Genomic DNA, 18,996 nt, shown 5'->3' with positions numbered 1-18,996 from the left:
ACTTTCGTATTGAAGAAGGGATGAAACGTGTCGAACAACACCGTCGAGCTTCTACTCGGACGCTCCAACCGGTTGGGTGCCGACGCGCGCGTGACCAACTACGGCGGCGGCAACACCTCTTCGAAAGGAACTGTCGAAGACCCGGCGTCGGGCAAGCCCGTCGATGTGGTCTGGGTCAAGGGATCAGGCGGTGACCTGGCGACTCTCACAGCCGAGGGCCTGTGTGTTCTCCGTCTCGATCGGTTCCGTGAACTCGAGGCCGTGTACCGCGGCGTCGAGCACGAGGACGACATGGTCGCCAAGTTCCCGTACGTAGCCCACGGCACCGGTGGTGCATCGCCCTCCATCGACACCAGCATGCACGCGCTCATGGACGCGGCGCACGTCGACCATCTCCATCCCGACGCCGGCATCGCGATCGCGACCGCGGCAGATGGTGAGAAGCTCACCGCGAAGATCTTCGGAGGGCGCGTCGCTTGGATCGGCTGGAAGCGACCGGGATTCCAGCTCGGTCTCGACATGCGTCGAATCAAAGAGGAGAACCCCGGCGTGATCGGGGCGATCTTGGGCGGCCACGGCATCACTGCGTGGGGTGACACCAGCGACGAGGCTGAGGCCAACAGCCTGTGGATCATCAACACCGCCGAGGCCTATATCGCTGCTCATGGCAAAGCCGAGCCTTTCGGCACCATGATTCGCGAGTACGCACCCTTGCCAGAGGACGAACGGCATGCACGTGCCGCCGCCTTGATCCCCCACATTCGCGCCCTCGCGTCCTGCGATCAGGCCAAGGTCGGACACTACAACGACAGCATGGAGGTGCTCGACTTTCTCGCTCATGCCGAACACTCGAGGCTCGCGGACTTGGGCACGTCTTGCCCAGACCACTTCCTGCGCACAAAGGTCCGCCCCCTGGTCGTCGATCTCCCGCCCACGGCTCCGCTGGACGATGTGATCGCGTGCCTTCGAGACCTGCACACTGCCTACCGAGAGGGTTACCAGGCCTATTACGATGCGTATGCGACGCCAGACTCCCCAGGGATCCGCGGCGCGGACCCTGCGATCTTCCTCGTTCCCGGCATCGGCATGTTCAGCTGGGGCACTGACAAGCTGACTGCGCGCGTAGCAGGCGAGTACTTCGTGAACGCGATCAACGCCATGCGCGGCGCCGAGGCGCTGTCGACATACTCACCCATTCCCGACTCAGAGAAGTTCGCGGTCGAGTACTGGGCGCTGGAGGAAGCGAAGCTCGCGCGGCGCCCGGAGCCGAAGTCGCTCGCGACCCGCATCGCATTGGTGACCGGTGCTGCATCGGGCATCGGCAAGGCAACAGCAAAGCGGCTCGCGGCGGAGGGCGCGTGCGTGGTCATCGCCGATCTCGATCTCACGAAGGCGCAGGCGGCGGCCGCGGAGATTGGCACCGCGGACGTGGCGATTGGAGTGCGAGCGGACGTGACCAGTGAGTCTGAGGTCCAAGCGGCGGTCGATGCGACTCTTCTCGCGTTCGGGGGTGTTGACCTCGTCGTCAACAACGCGGGGCTCGTGATCGCCCGTTCGCTCTTCGATACAACCGAGGCCGAGTGGGACCTTCAGCACGACGTGATGTCGAAGGGCTCGTTCTTCGTCTCTAAAGCCGCCGCCCGGGCCATGATCGACCAGAAGCTCGGCGGCGATCTCGTCTACATCTCGTCAAAGAACTCCGTGTTCGCGGGTCCAGAGAATCTCGCGTACTCAGCCACAAAGGCAGACCAGGCGCACCAGGTTCGCCTCCTTGCCGCAGAACTCGGACCTCACGGCATCCGTGTCAATGGGATCAATCCGGATGGGGTGGTGCGCACCGGCATGTTTGCCGGCGGATGGGGGGCAAAGCGCGCAGCGGTCTACGGAGTCGCCGAGGACGAGCTCGGCGCCTTCTATGCGCAGCGCACGCTGCTCAAACGCGAGGTCCTTCCCGAGGACGTCGCGAGTGCAGTCTTCGTCCTCGTGGCGGACGGCCTGCGCCTCACGACCGGGCACCATATTCCGGTGGACGCGGGTGTCGCCGCCGCATTCCTGCGGTGATCGTTGACGAGAGCCGACGCAGTCTTTCTATTGGGCGGTGTGGCCGTCCCGAGCGACGTCGTGAGCACCGCACGACGCGCGGAGGATGAGCTCGAACGGCACGACATGATGAACCGCCTCTGCACGCGAATGTGACGTCAGCACGAGATCCACTGCGGTCTCAGCGGTAGCGGAGAGCCGGTGCTGCACGACGGTCAATGGTGGCGTGGTGAACTCGGAATCGGCCGTTCCATCGAATGCCACCACGGCGATGTCTTCCGGGACGCGCAATTGGAGTTCCCAGCAGGCGCGCAGCACCCCGCCCGCCTGAACGCCGGAAAGAGCGAGGATCGCCTCGGGGTGAACCGCTCCGCCAAGAAGGCGCAACGTGGCTCGATAGGCCTGGTCCTTCGTGAATCCGGACCGGGTGACCTCACCGAGTGCTCCCGGGGTCGTCTCGAGCGCTTCGCGCCAACCCGCCTCGCGTTCGAGCGCGAAAACGGCGTCCTCGGGACCGCTCAAACAGGCGATTCGGCGGAGGCCGTGATCGATGAGCAGGTGCTGGGTCGCTGCGAAGGCTCCCTTTCGGTCGTCCATTCCCACAGAATCCGCCCCAGGACGGTTCGATGCTCTGTCGATCAGTACGGTCGGCACATCGAGCCCCGCCGGGTCGAGGAACTCCGCGCGGTCATTGATCGAAGCCAGTATCAAGCCGTCGACATGACGATCGCGAAGCGCGGCGTACTGAACACGCTCCCGCTTCGCATCGTTGCTCGAGCTCGCGAGTATCAATGCGAATCCGCGCCGGAATGCAGCTTCTTCGACAGCTTCAGCGAGCTCGGCGAAGTACGAGTTGTTGACGTCGGGAAGGAGCAGAGCCAACGTCGCAGTCCGGCCCAGCTTCAGCGCACGTGCCACAGGATTGGGACGATATCCCAGCCTCTCAATAGCCGCCTCGACCTTGCGGCGCGTCGCGTCGGCGACGTTGCGGGGTCCGCCGTTGACCACGTAGCTCACGACCGCGGTGCTCACACCGGCGTCGCGTGCCACATCCGTCCGCGTGACGCGCCTGCTGTGCTGTACGGGACTGCTGTCCACCGGACCTCCTCACCGTCGCATCAATCGATGATCAGCCTAGGTGTCGCCGGCATAAGCTACTCGTGTAGACGATGACTGCGGTCGTCAGGCGGCAGTTCCTGTCGATGTCTGATGATGTCCGGGAGGCGGAGGTACCAATGAGCTTTGACGTCATGCTCACCAGCCAGTTGCGCAGTCCAACTCGAGCGGTGGCTGCAGTGGACCTCGGCGCCAGCAGTGGCCGCGTGGTGCTTGGACTCGATTCGGTCGAGGGCGTTTCGCTCGAAATCGTCGCGCGATTCGCTCACGCGCTCGGGAGGAATGCCGCCGGGCAGCTCGTGTGGGACATCGATGGCATTTGGCGGGAGGTGCTGCGCGGCCTCCGAGCCGCGAATGATCGCGCTCGTGCTATGGGACTGGCCGGTATCGAAAGTGTCGGCGTTGACGCGTGGGGACACGATTACGCGGTGATCGACAGTGACGGTCGCCGCACCGGGGATGTCGTGAGTTATCGCGATCCCCGGACGAGAACAGCCGTGACTCGGGTGGAATCGATGATGTCTTCCGAACGATTGTTCCGCGCAACCGGAGCCGGTCGATACAGCTTCAACACGATCTTCCAACTCGCGTCGGATGACCGCATACAGCGCAGGGACGCGCGGGTGCTCTTGGTTGCGGATTACCTGACATTCCTGCTGACAGGCAAACCGGTCACCGAAGTCTCCAATGCTGCAACGACCGGCCTGCTTGACGTCGCTACACGTTCATGGGCTTCAACCGTTTTCGACGCGGTCTCGCTCCGGACCGAGTTGTTCGCGCCACTGACCAGGCCGGGCGATCGGGTCGGCGAGATCAGGGCCGACGTCGCTTCTCTGCTCGGGCTACGTCACAGCGTCGAGGTGGTGGCAGTCGGCTCGCACGACACAGCGTCGGCACTGTCAGTAACGCCCGGCACAACGCCGACCTCGGCCTACGTGTCGGCCGGGACATGGTCGGTGATCGGTGTCAGACCCGACGAGCCGGTGTTCGATTACGACGCCCTCGCCGAGGGGTTCACGAATCAATTGGACGGGGAGCTGGAGGCCTGCTTCCATCGCACTGAACCCGGCGCCTGGCTTGTGAACGAGACACTTCGCTCGCTCCATGGACGATCTGATCCGGATGAGGTGATCACGCTGCACGAGAAGGCGGCCGCGCTGCCGGCGGATCGCGTCGTCTTCGACGTCACGGACTCCAGCCTGCGCGAGCCTGGAGACATGGCGGAACGCATCCGCACCCTGTGCGCCGGTGCGGGGGGCGCACTCGCTGACGATGTCGGACTCATCCGAGCTATCACGGACTCGTTGGCGCATCGCTACGCGGACACGATCCGTCGCGCGCACTCGCTCGCGGGCCTGCCCCCGACAACGAACATCGATGTGTCGGGAGGTGCATCGCGAAACAGACTGCTGTGGGACCGTGTCGGGGAGTTGACCGGAACGACGATCTCACCGGCAGCCGTGGAAGCCACGGCATTCGGCAACGTCCGAACTCAGTTGAGGGCGTCACGAGTGCGGCGCTCGGTTGCGTGAGCGCGTCCAGTTCGGTGCGGAACCCCCAGGGGCCTACCAGATGAGCCGGATTTGATTCGGGATGAGTGTATTCCGCATGTACCCGGATCTCGGGACGCCAATTGCGTCAGGGGATGCCGAGCTCAGCCGAATTCGGGACGATATAGCGCTCGCCGGTGGCTCGAAGCCCACGCGTATCACTCTGAGCATTGGCGGGTATCAACGTTTCGAATGATCGTTACCTGCCATTTCATGAAATGCTTGGAACGGTCGGGTTCCGGCGGTTTGGATCCGCGTCGACGATGAGGTTGGTTCAAAGTCGCAGGCTACGAGAGCGGTCGAGATTGACCGCGCTTCAATTCGTGATTCGTTTCGGTACGGTCACCCGTCGCCCGATAGCGCGAGAAAGGGGTTTCCTATGAGTAAGCCGCTGAAGATTCTGGTGGTCGGAGCGGGAATCGGCGGGTTGAGCTCCGCGATCGCCCTGGCGGAGATAGGAGCGGAGGTCGACGTCATCGAAATTTCGGACGACAACAGCGCTCCCGGTGTTGGATTCGGTCTGAGAAAGAACGGCCTGCGTGCCATCCAGGAGATCGGCCTACTGGACCAGTGTATGGCGATCGGCATCGAAAGCCGCGGGCTGACTTATTACGATGTGCACGGCCGACACCTGTGCGACATGAGCTATGGCGCTCCGGACGACGAGGGTCCAAGCAACCTGATCATGCCGAGGCTCGATTACCTGCGTACGGTAACTGATCGGGCGCGGCATGTCGGCTGCAATATTCGCATGAGTACCACTGTCGCGAACATCGTGGAGAAATCCGATGCGGTGACGGTTACTTTCAACAGTGGCGACGACGCGGACTACGACCTCGTCATCGGGTTCGACGGGATAAACTCGCAGATCCGCAGAGAGTATTTCGGTGCCCAGTACGCCCCCACGCCAGTTGGAGGAGTGGCATGGCGTACTGCTATGCCGCTCGCCCCCGGCATGACAGAAACCATCTTCTGCCAGGGATATGGCGGGAAAGCGAATTTCTCACCACTGGCAGGCGGCATGATGTATTTGGTGCTGACTGTGGCTGAGGAGGGGCGCCCGCGCTATGACCCCGCAGACATGCCGAGGATCATGTACGACCGGGCTCGCGCGGTCATGGGGGACTCTGAGTTCATGTCTGACTCGGTCGAGCACATTCGAGAGTCGACGAGCGTTGCATACACCCCGTTCTCGACGGTGTGGGTACCGTACCCGTGGTTCCGGGGCCGCATCATGATCATGGGGGATGCCGCGCACGCCATGACGCCGTACCTCGGTTCCGGCGCTGCGATGAGCATCGAGGATGGCGTGGTCCTCGCACAGGAACTCGCCAAGGATCAGTCCTTGCTTGATGCGCAGTTGGCATTCATGACTCGGCGCCTCCCGCGGGTCAGAGCTGTACACGATCGTTCGATGGAAGCGATGAAAGAGGAGTTCGATTCGGTTACGCCGGAGACGTACCAGCGTCGAGTCGAATTCCTGATCAACGACGAACCAATTGCGAACGAATACTCAAACCAGCTTCTCGCGCGACCGTACTGAAGCCACAGCTCCCGGCAGATGTGCTTGAGAACAGTGACGATTCGGAATGCGGAAGCAGCCTAGGGTCGCCTACGCGTAATCCGATTTCGGTGGCCGAGTCGACCATGAACCAGGAGAAAAGAATTGCGGGATTTGTCGAACGATCTCGGTCTCCAGAGCGAGCCGAGTACAAATGGCGAGGGAACAGCACCGGTCTCTCGCACACTGGAGATCGACGCAGGCGACATCTCTGAATGGAAGGTGCAAAGGGGCGCCGGCGGAATCCCGTGCTCGGCGCCTACCTACCCGGGCTTCCCTGATATGACACCGCTATGGCGTGAAGCCGGCATGCAGTTGATCCGCTCCTACGACTGGGTGTCTCGACTTGACACCCGGGACAACCCCGAGAGCCTGTTCCCCGACTGGAATGCCGACCCGAGTGACCCGAACAGCTACAATTTCGCGGCAACTGATCATTGGGTGAATGCCGTGCATTCTATTGGTGCTGACGTGTTGTTCAACTTCGCCAGTGCGATCCCTTCCAACAAACTCCCCGCAATGGACGTGGAGAAGTACGGTCGGGTTGTCGAGCATATCGTCCGGCACTACGCTGACGGTTGGGCGAACGGCCCCGAGAAGCCGATACGCATGTACGAGTTCGGCGACCAGCCGGACTTTGGGCCGCTTCACTTTACCGGGACGGCAACCGAATTCTTCAGCATGTACGAGGCGTTCTGCGCGGCCGTCAAGCGAGTAGACCCAGCCCTCATCGTCGGAGGACCTTCGCTTGGCTTCCCGCTTAACGCGGGGACATCGTTCCGCGAGAGTTTTCTTGCATTTGTGCGAGATAACGGCCTGCCTTTGGACTTCTTCTCTTTCCTGTGGTTCGCGGACGCCACGCGCGATCCCATGGATTTCCGGTTTGTGGCTGCGGAGATGCGCCGCCTGCTGAACTCCTATGGCTTCACAAAAACCGAACTGATGCTGTCGTATTGGAATTATCTCGGTATTCCGAACAGCGAGGCTCCGTTGAACGAGAAGGCCGCATTTCAGGCGGTGTCCGAGATCTACTTGCAGGACACGGCAGTTGACTACGCCCTGTTCTTCCGGGCGGACAGTGGTGCGGACCCTCATTACGGATTCACTGACCCGGCAGCAGTTTGTGGCCCGGACGGCTCGCCGGATGCGCGGACCGTGACATTCGGATGGATGGGGCGCGTGTTCTCGGGTCACCGCCTGGCGGTCGATGGGGGGGATGAGGCTGGCTTCGCCTGCGCCGCAAGTATCGACGGCGATCGTATACGTATTCTCATCGCGAACTTCGTGGCGCCGGAGATTGCTCTTGCACCCCGGGAGAGTGATGAATGCAAGTTCCGCGTTCCGCTCGGGGCGGAGCGAATAGAGCTTGGCTTCAGGCTCCCGCCGCAGCGAACGGGGCTGGCATCGCGATGCGTCACATCGGCGCGCGTCCATCTGACAAATCTCCCGTGGGCAGGCCGAGTGGTGTCGATCGCCGAGCAATCGCTCAACCGTGAGCAGCGTGCAGCCTATCGGGAGGGAGTATCGGATTCTGGTTCTATCGATCTGGATGTTCAGATTGACCTGCAATCCGTTGTGCTCATCGAACTCAGCGTTTCGTAGCACGGCGAGAGAGCAAGGCGAAGCACTGGGTGAAGTCGGGCGTGCTTGGCCTCGCGGGCCTCATGCGTGCGCGCCGGCCGCGACCAGCTGCCCGGCCTCCCCGAACAGCGAACGCATCCAGGAGTGCTCGGGGTCGTGCGTGTGCACGGGGTGCCACCATAGCGCGTTCACGATAGGCGTCGGCGAGAATGGCAGCCCGACGGGACGTACCCCGGCAGCGCGCGTGGCCAGTGGCAGGAGCGCGGAATGGATGATGCCTACCCTCCGCGTACCGGTGATGAAGTGCGGAATGGCGAGGAAGCTTTCCACGACGACCTCGACGTTCGGCTCGACGCCCAGCTGCTGTACCTGCCGCTCGGCGGAGGTGAAAGCGGAGCGGGTCTGGTAGTTCATCACCCAGGGCAGCCGGGAGAGATCGTCCATCGTAAGTTCCTCGCCTACCTCGTGGTTGGAGTCGGCGACGATGGCGACCCAGTCGTCCTGCCAGAGGTCCACATAGCGCAGGTCGGTCAGGAAGCCGTGCGGGATGATCATGCCGTCGGTAGCTCGCAGCCGGTTGGGTGCATCCTCCACGACGATCGGGTTGTGCAGCAGGAATCGGAAGTGCACTCCCGGGGCACGCTGGGCAGCCAGTTCGGAGACGACACGTCCGATCGTCGTGAAGGCGTGGTCGGAGCCGTAGATGGAGAACTCCCGGATCGACTCCGCCGGATCCCAGGTCGCCTGGCTCTCGAACACGCGCCGGGCGGCCTCCAGCGCCGTCGTCGTGTGGTCAGCGAGCCGCAACGCGAGAGGCGTCAGCTCATAGGTGTTACCCCGGCGGGCAAGGATCGGGTCGCCGAAGTGGGTGCGCAGGCGGGCCAGCGACGCGCTCAACGCCGGTTGGCTGAGGTGCAGTCGCTCGGCGGCCCGCGTCACGCTGCGCTCGGTGAGCAGGGCGTCGAGCGACACGAGCAGGTTCAGGTCGAGTCGGGAGAGCAGCAGGTGATCGGCCACGTCCTCGTGTCCTTCAGGGTGGGCGGCTGGTCTACAGACTCTATCAACCGGAGTGATGCATGAGCCGGGAAATATAGCCGGCTCGGATGCCGCAATCAGGCTGATTGCGGTGGCTCGACGCGCACCCCGCTCCGGGTTATGTCTGGCATCCAAACTACTTATGTGTGTTTTCAACGCAGCGTTGCGACACTGATGGTACAGCGCGGCTAACCCCTCAGCGGAGCCGCCGACAACGAAGTCAGAAAGGCCCGAAATGACACAGCATCGTCGCTCACGCGGGCGGATGGGCGCAGTGGTCGCCACGCTCGCCGCCGGCGCACTCGTCCTCACCGGCTGCTCCGCCACCGGTTCCTCGGACGCGAAGAAGGAACCACAGACCATCACTATGGCCTTCGGGGCCACGAACGATCAGGACAAGGCGGCGTATACGGCGCTTATCACCGGTTTCGAGAAGGCGAACAAGGGCGTCACTGTCAAGCCCCTGAACCTTCCCACCGAGAGCTACCCGAGCACGCTCGCTACACGAGTCCAGGGCGGCAACGCACCAGACACGTTCTACGCGGAGGGCGGCACCGGTCAGGCGGACTCGATCATTCCGTGGGCGAAATCGGGACTGTTGCTCGGCATCAGCGACAAGTCGGTCATAGACGCACTTCCTTCGTCACAGAAGGAGCTGTGGATGTACAACGGCAAGGCCTACGGAGTCCCGCTGGGCACCCAGGCGTACGGCGTCATCTACAACGACGACCTGGCGAAGTCGATCGGCATCAACCTCGGCGCGTCATCCACCATCCAAGACGTCATCTCGGCGTGCTCCGTCGCACGAGCGCACGGGAAGTCCGTCTATGGGCTCGCAGGCAGCGTGCCGGCAAACAACGCGTTCCTGGCGCTCACGCTCGCTGCTTCCACCGTCTACGGGCCAGACAAGGACTGGGACGCACAGCGGGCCAAGAACAAGGTCACCTTCGCCGGAAGCAAGGGCTGGACGGCAGCTCTCACGGAGATCAAGAAGCTGTACGACTCCGGATGCTTCCAGGACGGTGCCACGAGCGCCGGCTTCGACGCTCTCACGAACGGTTCGTCGTCCGGACAGATCCTCGGCTTCTTCGCACCCAGTGGTGCTGCGAAGGAGATCATGGATGCCGCGGGCGGCCACGTGAAGCTCGTCATCCTGCCGATTCCGGCACCGAGCGGCACCAAGACCTACCTGGCCGTCAGCGCAGACCAAAGTATTGCGGCGAGCGCGAAGACGAAGAGTCCGACCGTGGCGACGAACTTCCTGAAGTACATCCTTTCGACGAAGGGACAGGAGAACTTCGCGAACTCGACGGGCGCCATCCCGGTGGAGCAGGACGCATCCAAGAACCTGCTCCCGCAATATGAGCCGGTCAAGGACCTCATCGCTTCGAACGACGTGCGGGGCTACCCCTCGCTCGACTGGCCGAACGCGAAGATCTACAACGATCTCGGCAGCGGGGTGCAGGGCATCCTCACCGGTCAGATGACCGTGAAGCAGGTTCTTCAGCAGATGGACTCCGACTGGAGCTGACGTGAAGCCGGTGGCCGGTCCGCACGGGCCGGCCACCGATCGCGGATGACGGGAAATGTCGACGATGACACAGATGATGACTCAGACCGAGGCGATCACGACCGGAGGTCGCGGCCGCAGCGCTCGCGGACGTTCACGGCGCGGAGCCCACCACGTCAAGCTCGGCTCGTGGTGGTGGGCGCTGCCTGCCGTGGTGCTGATGGCGTTCGTCATCTACGTGACGACCGTTGCCGGCGGATTCTTCGCCTTCACGAACTGGTCGGGCGTCGGAGCGTTCCAGTTCACGGGCATCCAGAACTTCGTGAAGATCTTCCAGACGCCCGAGCTCATCGGATCCCTCTGGAACACGTTGTTCCTGGCGATCGGCTTCCTGATCTTCACGAACGTCTTCGGACTGCTGTTCGCGCTCGCCCTGAACCGAGGGCTGAAGACCCGCTACCTGCTGCGCACCCTCGTGTTCATGCCGGTGGTGGTGAGCCCGATCGCCGTCTCGTACATCTGGAAGTTCATCTTCGACTACAACGGCCCGCTCAACCAGATCCTTGTCGCGGTAGGCCTGCAGAAGCAGAACTGGCTGGCGAGTCCCACGCTCGCGATCTGGTGCGTGCTGATCGTGATGGTGTGGCAGAACATCGGCTTCATCATGGTGACCTACCTCGCCGGGCTTGCCACGGTGCCGGTGGAGATGGAGGAGGCCGCGGCGATCGACGGAGCGGGCCCGTGGCGGAGGTTCCGATCCGTCGTGCTGCCGCTGATCCAGCCATCCGTCGCCATCGCCACGACACTCACCCTGATCCAGGGCCTACGGGTCTTCGACCAGGTCGTCGCTCTCACGAACGGCGGCCCCGCCGGAGCGACCCAGACGCTCGCGCTGGAGGTCTACCAGCAGGCGTTCACCTACCAGCAGTTCGGGTTCGGTGCGGCGCTGGCGCTCGTGCTCTTCGTGCTCATCCTGATCTTCTCCTTAGCGCAGCAGTGGGCGACCCGCGATCGCTCCGAGAAGGGAGCCTGACCGTGTTCCGCTACACCAAGAAGACCCTCGTGATCGAGATCGTCACGATCCTCGGCACGGCCATCCTGCTGCTCCCGTTCTGGATCCTGCTGATGGGATCGCTGAAGACCCTGCCGGCCATCCTCGCCACGCCCGCGGTCGCGCCGCCGACGCAGCCGACGATCGAGAACTTCATCCAGCTGCTCTCGCCGGCGTCGGCATCCTCGGGCAACATCTGGACCGGACTGGCGTCCAGCGCGGTGATCACCGCGGGCAGCATCATCCTGCTGATCGTGCTGGGGTCGCTCGCCGCGTACGCCATCTCACGGTCGACCAGCCGGTGGAGCCGCCGTGCGTACTACCTGTTCCTGGTGGCGATCGTGCTTCCTACGCAGCTGGGCACCCTGCCGCTGTACATCGGCGCCCGCAATCTCGGCCTGGTCGGCAATCCGTGGGGCATGATCCTCATCTACACCGGCATGCTTCTGCCGCTGTCGGTGTTCCTCTACGCCAACTTCTTCCGCAATCTCGGCCCGGAGTACGAGGAGGCCGCGGTCATCGACGGCGCCAACCGCTACCAGGTCTTCTGGCGCATCGTGTTCCCGCTGATGTCGCCCGCGACCGGCACCGTGGCCATCCTCGCCGGACTCATCGTGTGGAACGACTTCTTCACCGCGTTGATCTTCCTGAACGGCACGCCGTACCAGACGCTGCCGGTCGTGATGTACAGCTACGTGGGCTCACTCGTCTCGCAGTGGAACCTGATCTTCTCGGTCGTCATCATCTCGATGATCCCGATCCTCGCGTTCTACGCGTTCGCGCAGAAGAAGTTCATCCAGGGTTACGCGGGCGGGCTCAAGGGCTGACCCATGACACAATCCACCCGGCCCGCCTCCGACCTCGGGGACGGAACGTTCCTCAACCCCGTGCTGCCCGGCGACCGGCCGGACCCGAGCGTGCTCCGGGTGGGAGACGACTACTACCTGACCTGCTCCTCGTTCGACGCGGCCCCGGGCCTGGCGATCTGGCGCTCGCCCGATCTCGTGAATTGGACGTTCGTCGCCTCTGCGTTGGAGAGGCCGGCGAGCACGGTGTTCGCTCCCGACCTCGTCGAACACGCCGGACGGTACTACATCTACTTCCCCTACGTCCCGAGCAAGTGGTCGGAGACGATCACGGAGCCACAGGTGTGGGTCGTCCACGCCGACCACCCGGAAGGGCCATGGAGCGAACCGGTCTTCACGGGCGTCTCCGGGGCGATCGATCCCGGGCACATTGCGGGTGAGGACGGCGAGCGCTATCTCTTCGTCAACGGCATCCGTCGATGCAGGCTGAGCGCCGACGGGCTGCACGCGGTCAGCGGGCTCGAGCACGTGTACGACGGATGGCGCTACCCCGACGAGTGGATCACCGAGGCGTATGCGCTGGAGGGCCCGAAGCTGTTCCGTCGAGGCGAGTGGTTCTATCTCGTGAGCGCGGTCGGCGGCACGGGAGGTCCGGCGACCGGACACATGGTCATCGTGGCCCGTTCGCGGTCCGTCGACGGGCCGTGGCAGAACGCTCCGGGAAACCCGGTCTCGCGCACGTGGTCGGCCGATGACGCGTGGTGGTCTCGCGGTCACGCGACGATGCTTCAGGCGGCGGACGGCTCCTGGTGGATGCTGTCGCACGGCTACGCGAACGGGTACCGCACGCTGGGCAGGCAGGTGCTGCTCGAACCGATCGAATGGACCGAGGATGGATGGCCGGTCGGGGTCGGGCGCGACCTCGGCGCGCCGCTGCGGATGCCGTGCCGATCGGCCGCCACCGCCGGCACTCCGGTCGGCGTGCCGGCGCCCTCCGATGATTTCGCCGCGCCCGCGTGGGGCGAGCGCTGGGTGTTCGACAATCCCGGCCAGGACGAGACCGGCCGCGCCCGATTCGACGACGGGCTCGTGCTGAGCGGCAAGGGATGCGGTCCGTCGGACTCCTCACCGGTGACGACGTGGGCGATGGACCGGGCGTACCAGGTGGAGGTAGAACTCGAGCTTCGCGGCGACGCGAGCGGGGGGTTGTTGTTGTACTTCAACGACCGCATGTTCTTCGGCATGGGCTGGGACGGCGGATCGATGCAGAGCTACGCCGGCGGCATCCGCACGCACTGGCGGGAACCGGCGGAGCCGGGAACGATCATCCGGTTGCGGCTGACGAACGACCACCACATCGTCACCGGATGGCACTCGGCTCCTGGGCGTGCCGGGCAGCGGCACGAGGTGCGCTACGACACGTCGGGCGCGCACTCGGCGACGATGAACGACCTGAAGAGCCTGCGACCGGCGTTGTTCGCCGCCGGTGACGGCGAGGTCGTGTTCCGTCGCTTCCGGTACGGGGTGCTCACCGAGGAGATCGCCGCATGAGCGTCGACATCGAACAGCTCCTGGCCCGCATGAACTGGCAGCAGAAGCTGTTGCAGTTGCAGATCCTCTGGGTGAAGGATGCCGCCGAGCGTGACGACCTCGTGCGTCGCGGCCTCGGTTCCACGTTCTGGCCGCCGAGCGCCGCAGAGACGAATGCGCTGCAGCGCATCGCGGTCGACGAGACCGAGCTGGGCATCCCGCTCCTGATCGCGCTCGATGTGCTGCACGGACAGTTCACGATCTTCCCGACACCGCTGGCACAGGCCGCGAGCTTCGACGCCGAGGTCGCAGCAGACGACGCCCGGGTGTCCGCGGCGGAGGCTCGGTCGAACGGCGTCACCTGGACGTACTCGCCGATGGTCGACCTCGTGCGCGATCCGCGATGGGGACGCGTCGTGGAGAGCTTCGGCGAGGATGTCTTTCTCGCCTCGAGCTTCACCGCGGCGAAGGTGGCCGCGTACCAGGGCGACGACCTCGCAGCGAGCGATCGTGTCGCATCGTGCCTCAAGCACTTCGTGGCGTACGGCGCCGCGGAGGCCGGTCGCGACTACAACACGACGGATGTCTCCGCGAGGCGCCTGCGGGAGACGTACCTCGAGACGTTCCGGGTGGGGGTCGCATCGGGTGCGGCATCCGTGATGGCGTCGTTCAATTCGCTGAACGGGCATCCGATGCACGCGAACACGGCGCTGCTCACCGGTGTGCTGAAGGAAGAGTGGGGCTTCGACGGTGTCGTCGTCGGCGATGCGGAAGGCGTCGCGCAGCTCGTCGACCACGGGGTCGCGGAAGACGAGCGGGAGGCGATCGCGCTGGCACTGACGGCGGGCGTCGACGTCGTGATGGGCGGTACGCCGCTGGTGGCAGTCGACGGCAGCCCGCTCCTCACCCCGGACGAGGTGCCGGTGGAACGTGTCGACGACGCGGTGCTCCGGGTGCTGAGGCTGAAGCAGCGGCTTGGCCTGTTCGAGAACCCATACGTCGACGAGACGCGAGCCGTCACTGTGGCCACCTCGGAGCATCGCGCCCGCGCACGGGAAGCGGCCGAACGGTGCACGGTGCTGCTGACGAACGGCGGTGCGCTGCCGCTGCCGGTGACAGGGCGCATCCTGCTCGCCGGTCCGTATGCGCGCAGCCTCGATCACCTGGGTGCCTGGGTGCAGCCCTTCGCCACGCCGGCGGGCGAAAGCCTCGTCGATGCGCTGGCCGCCGAACTTCCCGGTGTCGAGTGGGACGTCACCGGCGGAGCGGACTTCTTCGAGACGACGGATGCCGGCATCGCCGACATGGTCGAGCGTGCGGCGGCCGCAGACCTGGTCGTGCTCGCGGTCGGTGAGCCGAGCCGGATCTCGGGCGAGGCCGCATCCCGCGCCGACATCACGCTGCCGACGGCGCAGCGCCGGCTCATCCATGCGCTCGCGGATGCCGGGGCGCGGGTCGTCGTCGTGCTCGCGACAGGTCGCCCCCTCGCGGTCGAGGACTGGGTCGACCGGGTCGACGCGCTGCTGTGTGTCTGGCACCTCGGCGTGGAGGCTCCGGCCGCGATCGCCGCGACACTCTCCGGGCGGGTGAACCCCGGCGGCCGGGTGCCCATGACGTTCCCACGCGCCGTCGGACAGGTGCCGATCTACCACGACCACGAGCGCACCGGTCGCCCGCCGCGCACCGGCGGCGCGCTGCTGCCGGAGACCGCGGCCGAGTTCACCGGGCCGAACAACACCGACGATCACTACACGTCGAAGTTCCTCGACCTGCCGCTCGGTCCGCAGTTCGACTTCGGGCACGGACTCAGCTACACCACCTTCGAGCTCGAAGCATTCGCACTGTCGCACGAGGCGGTGAGCGCAGGCGCGCTCGACGGGCCCGGTGTCGAGGCATCCGTGAGCGTCCGCAACACCGGCGACCGCGACGGAGACGACGTCGTGATGCTGTTCATCACCGACGAGGTCGCCTCGCTCACGCAGCCCGTGCGCAGACTCCGCGGGTTCCGCCGAACCTGTCTCGGTTCAGGAGAGTCGGCTCGGGTCGAGTTCCGCCTCACCGCCGACGACCTGAGCTTCTGGGCCGACGGGGACACGCGCATCCTCGAACCGGGCACGTTCACCATCGCCGTGAGCGACGGCACGTCCCGGCTGTCCACTCGTCTGACGGTGGAGCGGTCATGACTCTGCAACGACTCCGGGAAGCGATGAGCGGCGATGTGCCGAACGCGATCATGCCGCTGTTCTGGCAGAAGGGCGGCCCGGTCGAGGTCGTGCGGGAGGAGATGGAACGCATCGCGGATGCCGGCATCGGCGCGGTCATCCTCGAGGCACGCCCGCATCCCGAGTTCCTCGGTGAAGGCTGGTGGCGCGATGTCGACGCGGTGCTGGAGATCGCGCGCCGGCGCGGCATGAAGGTGTGGTTCTTCGACGACGACACGTTCCCGACCGGGCATGCGGCAGGTGCGATCGAGTCTGCGCCGGCGGAACTCCGCCGTCGCTTCCTCGTCGAACGGCACACGGATGTCGTCGGCCCGGCGCGCGGCGCCTCCCTCATCGTGGACCGCACGCCGTTCTTCGGACCGGCGGCGTCCGTCGATCCCGGCGCGCTGTTGCGCGTGGTCGCCTATCCACGTGCCGAAGACTCGGCCGAGCTGACCGGCGATCCGATCGACCTGACGGATCGGATCGTCGACGGCATGCTCTACTGGGACGTCCCGGACGGCTGGTGGCGCGTGTTCTTCCTCTCCGTCACAACGGACGGCGGAAGCGTGCGACATGCCGACCACATCGACTACCTGAACCCGGCGTCGGTGCGCCTGCTGGTCGACACCGTGTACGAGCGCATCCACGAGCGCTACGCGGGCGACTTCGGCTCCACGATCGCCGGATTCTTCAGCGACGAACCCGGCCTGTACAACGATCCCGACACGTTCGACTTCGGCTCCGCGCCCGGCAAGGCCGTACCGCTGCCGTGGAACGACGAACTTGCGGCTCGCCTGACCGCGACGCTCGGGCCCGACCTGCACGGTGTTCTGCCACTGCTGTGGGCACCGGCAGGCGGAGCGGAGCGCCGGGTGCGCTACGCCTTCATGGATGCCGTCAGCCGGCTCTACTCCGACAGCTTCGGCCGGCAGCTCGGTGACTGGTGCCGTGCCCACGGCGTCGAGCACATCGGGCACGTCATCGAGGACAACGGAGCGCACGCCCGCCTGGGCCCGGGCGCCGGGCACTACTTCCGGGCGATGGCGGGCCAGGACATGGCCGGCGTCGACATCATCGGCGGCCAGGTGGTCCCGGGCTTCTCGCGCGGTCCGTTCGCCAACTTCTCCGGCGCTGCCGGCGGCGAGTTCTTCCACTTCGGACTCGCGAAGCTGGCCTCCTCCGCGGCGCACCTCGATCCGCTCAAGCGCGGCCGTTCGATGTGCGAGACGATCGGCGCCTCCGGTTGGTACGCGGGCCTGCGCCTCTTCACGTGGCTCAGCAACCACCTGCTGGTGCGCGGAGTCACCCACGTCGTGCCGCATGCGTTCTCGCCTGCGCCGTTCCCGGACCCGGACTGCCCGCCGCACTTCTACGCGCACGGGCACAACCCGCAGTACCGGCACCACCGGCTGCTGAGCGACTACACGAACCGCCTGAGCTATCTGCTGAGCGGCGGAACGCATGTGGCACCATTCGCCGTGCTCTATCACGCGGATGCCGAGTGGCTCGGACCAGCGCAACCGTGCGAGCGCCCGCTCCGCCCGCTCATGGAGGCGCAGCTGGATTCCGACATCGTGCCCGCGGACGCGCTCACCGGTGCGCGGGCCGCGGGCACGGGTCTGGCACTGGGCGATGAGGTGTACGACGCTCTCATCGTGCCGGGCAGCGCCTATCTCCCCGAGCAGGTGGCGGCCCAGTTGCTGCGACTCGACGAGGCGGGCGTTCCCGTCGTCTTCGTCGACGAAGTGCCCGAGGTCGCCGGGGGAGAGCCGGCGGCCCTGCGCGACAGGTTCCGCGCGGTGCCGCTCGGCGAGCTGGCTGAAGTGGGCGCATCCCTCACCGCCCGTGCAGTGCGGGTTTCGACGCCGTCGCCGTCGCTGCGCGTGTACCGGCGCGACCTGGGCGCCACGGATGTGGTGATGCTCGTCAACGAGTCCACGCGCGACGCCGTGCGTACCCGGATGACGATTCCACGGTCAGGGGAGGCTGTCGCCTTCGATGCCTTCACGACGACCCTGACGACGGTGCCGAGCACGCCGGCGCCGTCGGGCGAGACCACGGTGCCGAGCCTGTCGTCGCCACCCACGTCAACCCAGGGCACCACCGTCTCCCTCGAGCTGCGCGCCGGGGAGGCCGTCGTGCTGATCGTCGGCAACCCCGATACTTGGCAGGGCCTCCCGGTCACCCCCGCCGCACGCGACGATCGTGTCGCGGTGCTCGCACCGGCCTGGAGCGTCGAGACCGCGACGTCGGAGGAGTACCCGGCCTTCACACCATGGCGCGAGCTCGACGAGCTCACGCCGTTGGATGCGCCGGGCCTGCTGCCGCGTTTCAGCGGCACCGCACGCTATACGGCATCCTTCGCGCAGGAGCACACCGACGGATGCTTCCGCCTCGACCTGGGCGAGGTCGGTGAGATCGCTCAGGTGACGCTCAACGGCACGGACCTCGGCACGCGTATCGCGCCTCCGTACCGGTTCGAGGTGCCGAACGGCGTGCTGCGGCAGCGCAACACCCTCGTCGTGGAGGTGACCAACACTCTGGTGAAGGCGCAGCCCGACTTCTTCTCCGCGTTCGCGCAGCAGGAGCCGTCAGGGCTGCTCGGTCCCGTGAGACTGACGCGCAGGGAGCCCGCATGACCGGCAACCGTGCAGCGTTCGAGCGCTTCTGCGACCTCTTCTACACGCAGAAGCGGGTGGCGGATGCGTTCGCCTACCTCGTCGCCGACGGCTACCGGCAGCACAATCCTGGGATTCCCGATGGGCCGGCGGCTGCGGTCGAGGCGCTCACTCCGAAGTTCGACGGCTCCCCGGATGCGCGGTTCGAGATCCAGCGCATCCTCGTCGACGGTGACACGGCGATGGTGCATGTGAAGGCTTCGCGTCCAGGCGTCCCCGACGCCGCGGTCGCGGACATCTACCGATTCGAGGACGGCCGGATCGTCGAGCACTGGGACGTGCTGCAGCAGGTTCCCGTGCATGCCGCCCACGACCATCCGATGTTCTGAGAAGG

13 protein-coding genes are annotated in these 18,996 nt (G+C 65.4%); 11 read left to right on the top strand and 2 right to left on the bottom strand.

Going from position 1 to position 18,996, the window contains the following annotated elements:
* Positions 1 to 27 precede the first annotated feature (27 nt).
* Positions 28 to 2,061, top strand: coding sequence for a bifunctional aldolase/short-chain dehydrogenase (locus tag ACYVI5_RS06295; protein WP_460579441.1), 2,034 nt, complete (start codon positions 28 to 30; stop codon positions 2,059 to 2,061).
* Between the two features lie 27 nt (positions 2,062 to 2,088).
* On the opposite strand, the gene ACYVI5_RS06290 is transcribed toward ACYVI5_RS06295, so the two are convergent.
* Entirely contained in the window at positions 2,089 to 3,138 is a 1,050-nt protein-coding gene (locus ACYVI5_RS06290; RefSeq protein WP_460579440.1) for a LacI family DNA-binding transcriptional regulator, read from the bottom strand.
* A gap of 71 nt (positions 3,139 to 3,209) precedes the next feature.
* Between ACYVI5_RS06290 and ACYVI5_RS06285 the strand changes: the two genes are divergently transcribed.
* The 3 genes from ACYVI5_RS06285 (at position 3,210) to ACYVI5_RS06275 (ending at position 7,869) form a co-directional block, all read left to right on the top strand.
* Entirely contained in the window at positions 3,210 to 4,688 is a 1,479-nt protein-coding gene (locus tag ACYVI5_RS06285) for a rhamnulokinase (RefSeq protein WP_460579439.1), read from the top strand.
* Between the two features lie 397 nt (positions 4,689 to 5,085).
* The gene (locus ACYVI5_RS06280) at positions 5,086 to 6,249 is read left to right on the top strand and encodes a Rossmann-fold NAD(P)-binding domain-containing protein (RefSeq protein WP_460579438.1); all 1,164 of its coding nucleotides are present in this window, start codon (positions 5,086 to 5,088) and stop codon (positions 6,247 to 6,249) included.
* Positions 6,250 to 6,576: 327 nt separating this feature from the next.
* Entirely contained in the window at positions 6,577 to 7,869 is a 1,293-nt protein-coding gene (locus tag ACYVI5_RS06275; RefSeq protein ID WP_460579437.1) for a GH39 family glycosyl hydrolase, read from the top strand.
* Positions 7,870 to 7,929: 60 nt separating this feature from the next.
* On the opposite strand, the gene ACYVI5_RS06270 is transcribed toward ACYVI5_RS06275, so the two are convergent.
* The gene (locus ACYVI5_RS06270; protein ID WP_460579436.1) at positions 7,930 to 8,865 is read right to left on the bottom strand and encodes a LysR family transcriptional regulator; all 936 of its coding nucleotides are present in this window, start codon (positions 8,863 to 8,865) and stop codon (positions 7,930 to 7,932) included.
* Positions 8,866 to 9,118: 253 nt separating this feature from the next.
* On the opposite strand from ACYVI5_RS06270, the gene ACYVI5_RS06265 reads away from it, so the two are divergent.
* The 7 genes from ACYVI5_RS06265 (at position 9,119) to ACYVI5_RS06235 (ending at position 18,991) form a co-directional block, all read left to right on the top strand.
* The gene (locus ACYVI5_RS06265) at positions 9,119 to 10,414 is read left to right on the top strand and encodes an ABC transporter substrate-binding protein (RefSeq protein ID WP_460579435.1); all 1,296 of its coding nucleotides are present in this window, start codon (positions 9,119 to 9,121) and stop codon (positions 10,412 to 10,414) included.
* A gap of 73 nt (positions 10,415 to 10,487) precedes the next feature.
* Positions 10,488 to 11,426 (top strand): carbohydrate ABC transporter permease, encoded by a 939-nt coding sequence (locus tag ACYVI5_RS06260; protein ID WP_460579434.1) that lies wholly within the window; start codon positions 10,488 to 10,490, stop codon positions 11,424 to 11,426.
* 2 nt (positions 11,427 to 11,428) lie between these two features.
* Entirely contained in the window at positions 11,429 to 12,271 is an 843-nt protein-coding gene (locus ACYVI5_RS06255; protein WP_460579433.1) for a carbohydrate ABC transporter permease, read from the top strand.
* A gap of 3 nt (positions 12,272 to 12,274) precedes the next feature.
* Positions 12,275 to 13,801, top strand: a complete 1,527-nt coding sequence (locus ACYVI5_RS06250; RefSeq protein ID WP_460579432.1) for a glycoside hydrolase family protein — start codon at positions 12,275 to 12,277, stop codon at positions 13,799 to 13,801.
* Positions 13,798 to 15,963 (top strand): glycoside hydrolase family 3 protein, encoded by a 2,166-nt coding sequence (locus tag ACYVI5_RS06245; protein WP_460579431.1) that lies wholly within the window; start codon positions 13,798 to 13,800, stop codon positions 15,961 to 15,963. The genes ACYVI5_RS06250 and ACYVI5_RS06245 overlap by 4 nt, the downstream gene beginning before the upstream one ends.
* Positions 15,960 to 18,623: a glycosyl hydrolase family 2 protein gene (locus ACYVI5_RS06240; protein ID WP_460579430.1), complete on the top strand. Its 2,664-nt coding sequence runs from the start codon at positions 15,960 to 15,962 to the stop codon at positions 18,621 to 18,623. The genes ACYVI5_RS06245 and ACYVI5_RS06240 overlap by 4 nt, the downstream gene beginning before the upstream one ends.
* Entirely contained in the window at positions 18,620 to 18,991 is a 372-nt protein-coding gene (locus tag ACYVI5_RS06235) for a nuclear transport factor 2 family protein (protein ID WP_460579429.1), read from the top strand. Before ACYVI5_RS06240 ends, ACYVI5_RS06235 begins: the two co-directional genes overlap by 4 nt.
* The last annotated feature ends 5 nt before the right edge of the window (positions 18,992 to 18,996 follow it).

The sequence above is a fragment of the Humibacter ginsengisoli genome, assembly GCF_054780095.1.
The sequence above is the reverse complement of the archived record's forward strand: the minus strand, read 5'-3'. Positions and strand labels throughout refer to the sequence as shown.

Bases quoted from the DNA above. Each gene is read 5' to 3' on its own strand.
- ACYVI5_RS06260 (WP_460579434.1), top strand. From the start codon at position 10,488: ATGATGACTCAGACCGAGGCGATCACGACCGGAGGTCGCGGCCGCAGC.
- ACYVI5_RS06235 (WP_460579429.1), top strand. From the start codon at position 18,620: ATGACCGGCAACCGTGCAGCGTTCGAGCGCTTCTGCGACCTCTTCTAC.
- ACYVI5_RS06275 (WP_460579437.1), top strand. From the start codon at position 6,577: ATGCAGTTGATCCGCTCCTACGACTGGGTGTCTCGACTTGACACCCGG.
- ACYVI5_RS06245 (WP_460579431.1), top strand. From the start codon at position 13,798: ATGAGCGTCGACATCGAACAGCTCCTGGCCCGCATGAACTGGCAGCAG.
- ACYVI5_RS06280 (WP_460579438.1), top strand. From the start codon at position 5,086: ATGAGTAAGCCGCTGAAGATTCTGGTGGTCGGAGCGGGAATCGGCGGG.
- ACYVI5_RS06265 (WP_460579435.1), top strand. From the start codon at position 9,119: ATGACACAGCATCGTCGCTCACGCGGGCGGATGGGCGCAGTGGTCGCC.
- ACYVI5_RS06250 (WP_460579432.1), top strand. From the start codon at position 12,275: ATGACACAATCCACCCGGCCCGCCTCCGACCTCGGGGACGGAACGTTC.
- ACYVI5_RS06240 (WP_460579430.1), top strand. From the start codon at position 15,960: ATGACTCTGCAACGACTCCGGGAAGCGATGAGCGGCGATGTGCCGAAC.
- ACYVI5_RS06285 (WP_460579439.1), top strand. From the start codon at position 3,210: ATGACTGCGGTCGTCAGGCGGCAGTTCCTGTCGATGTCTGATGATGTC.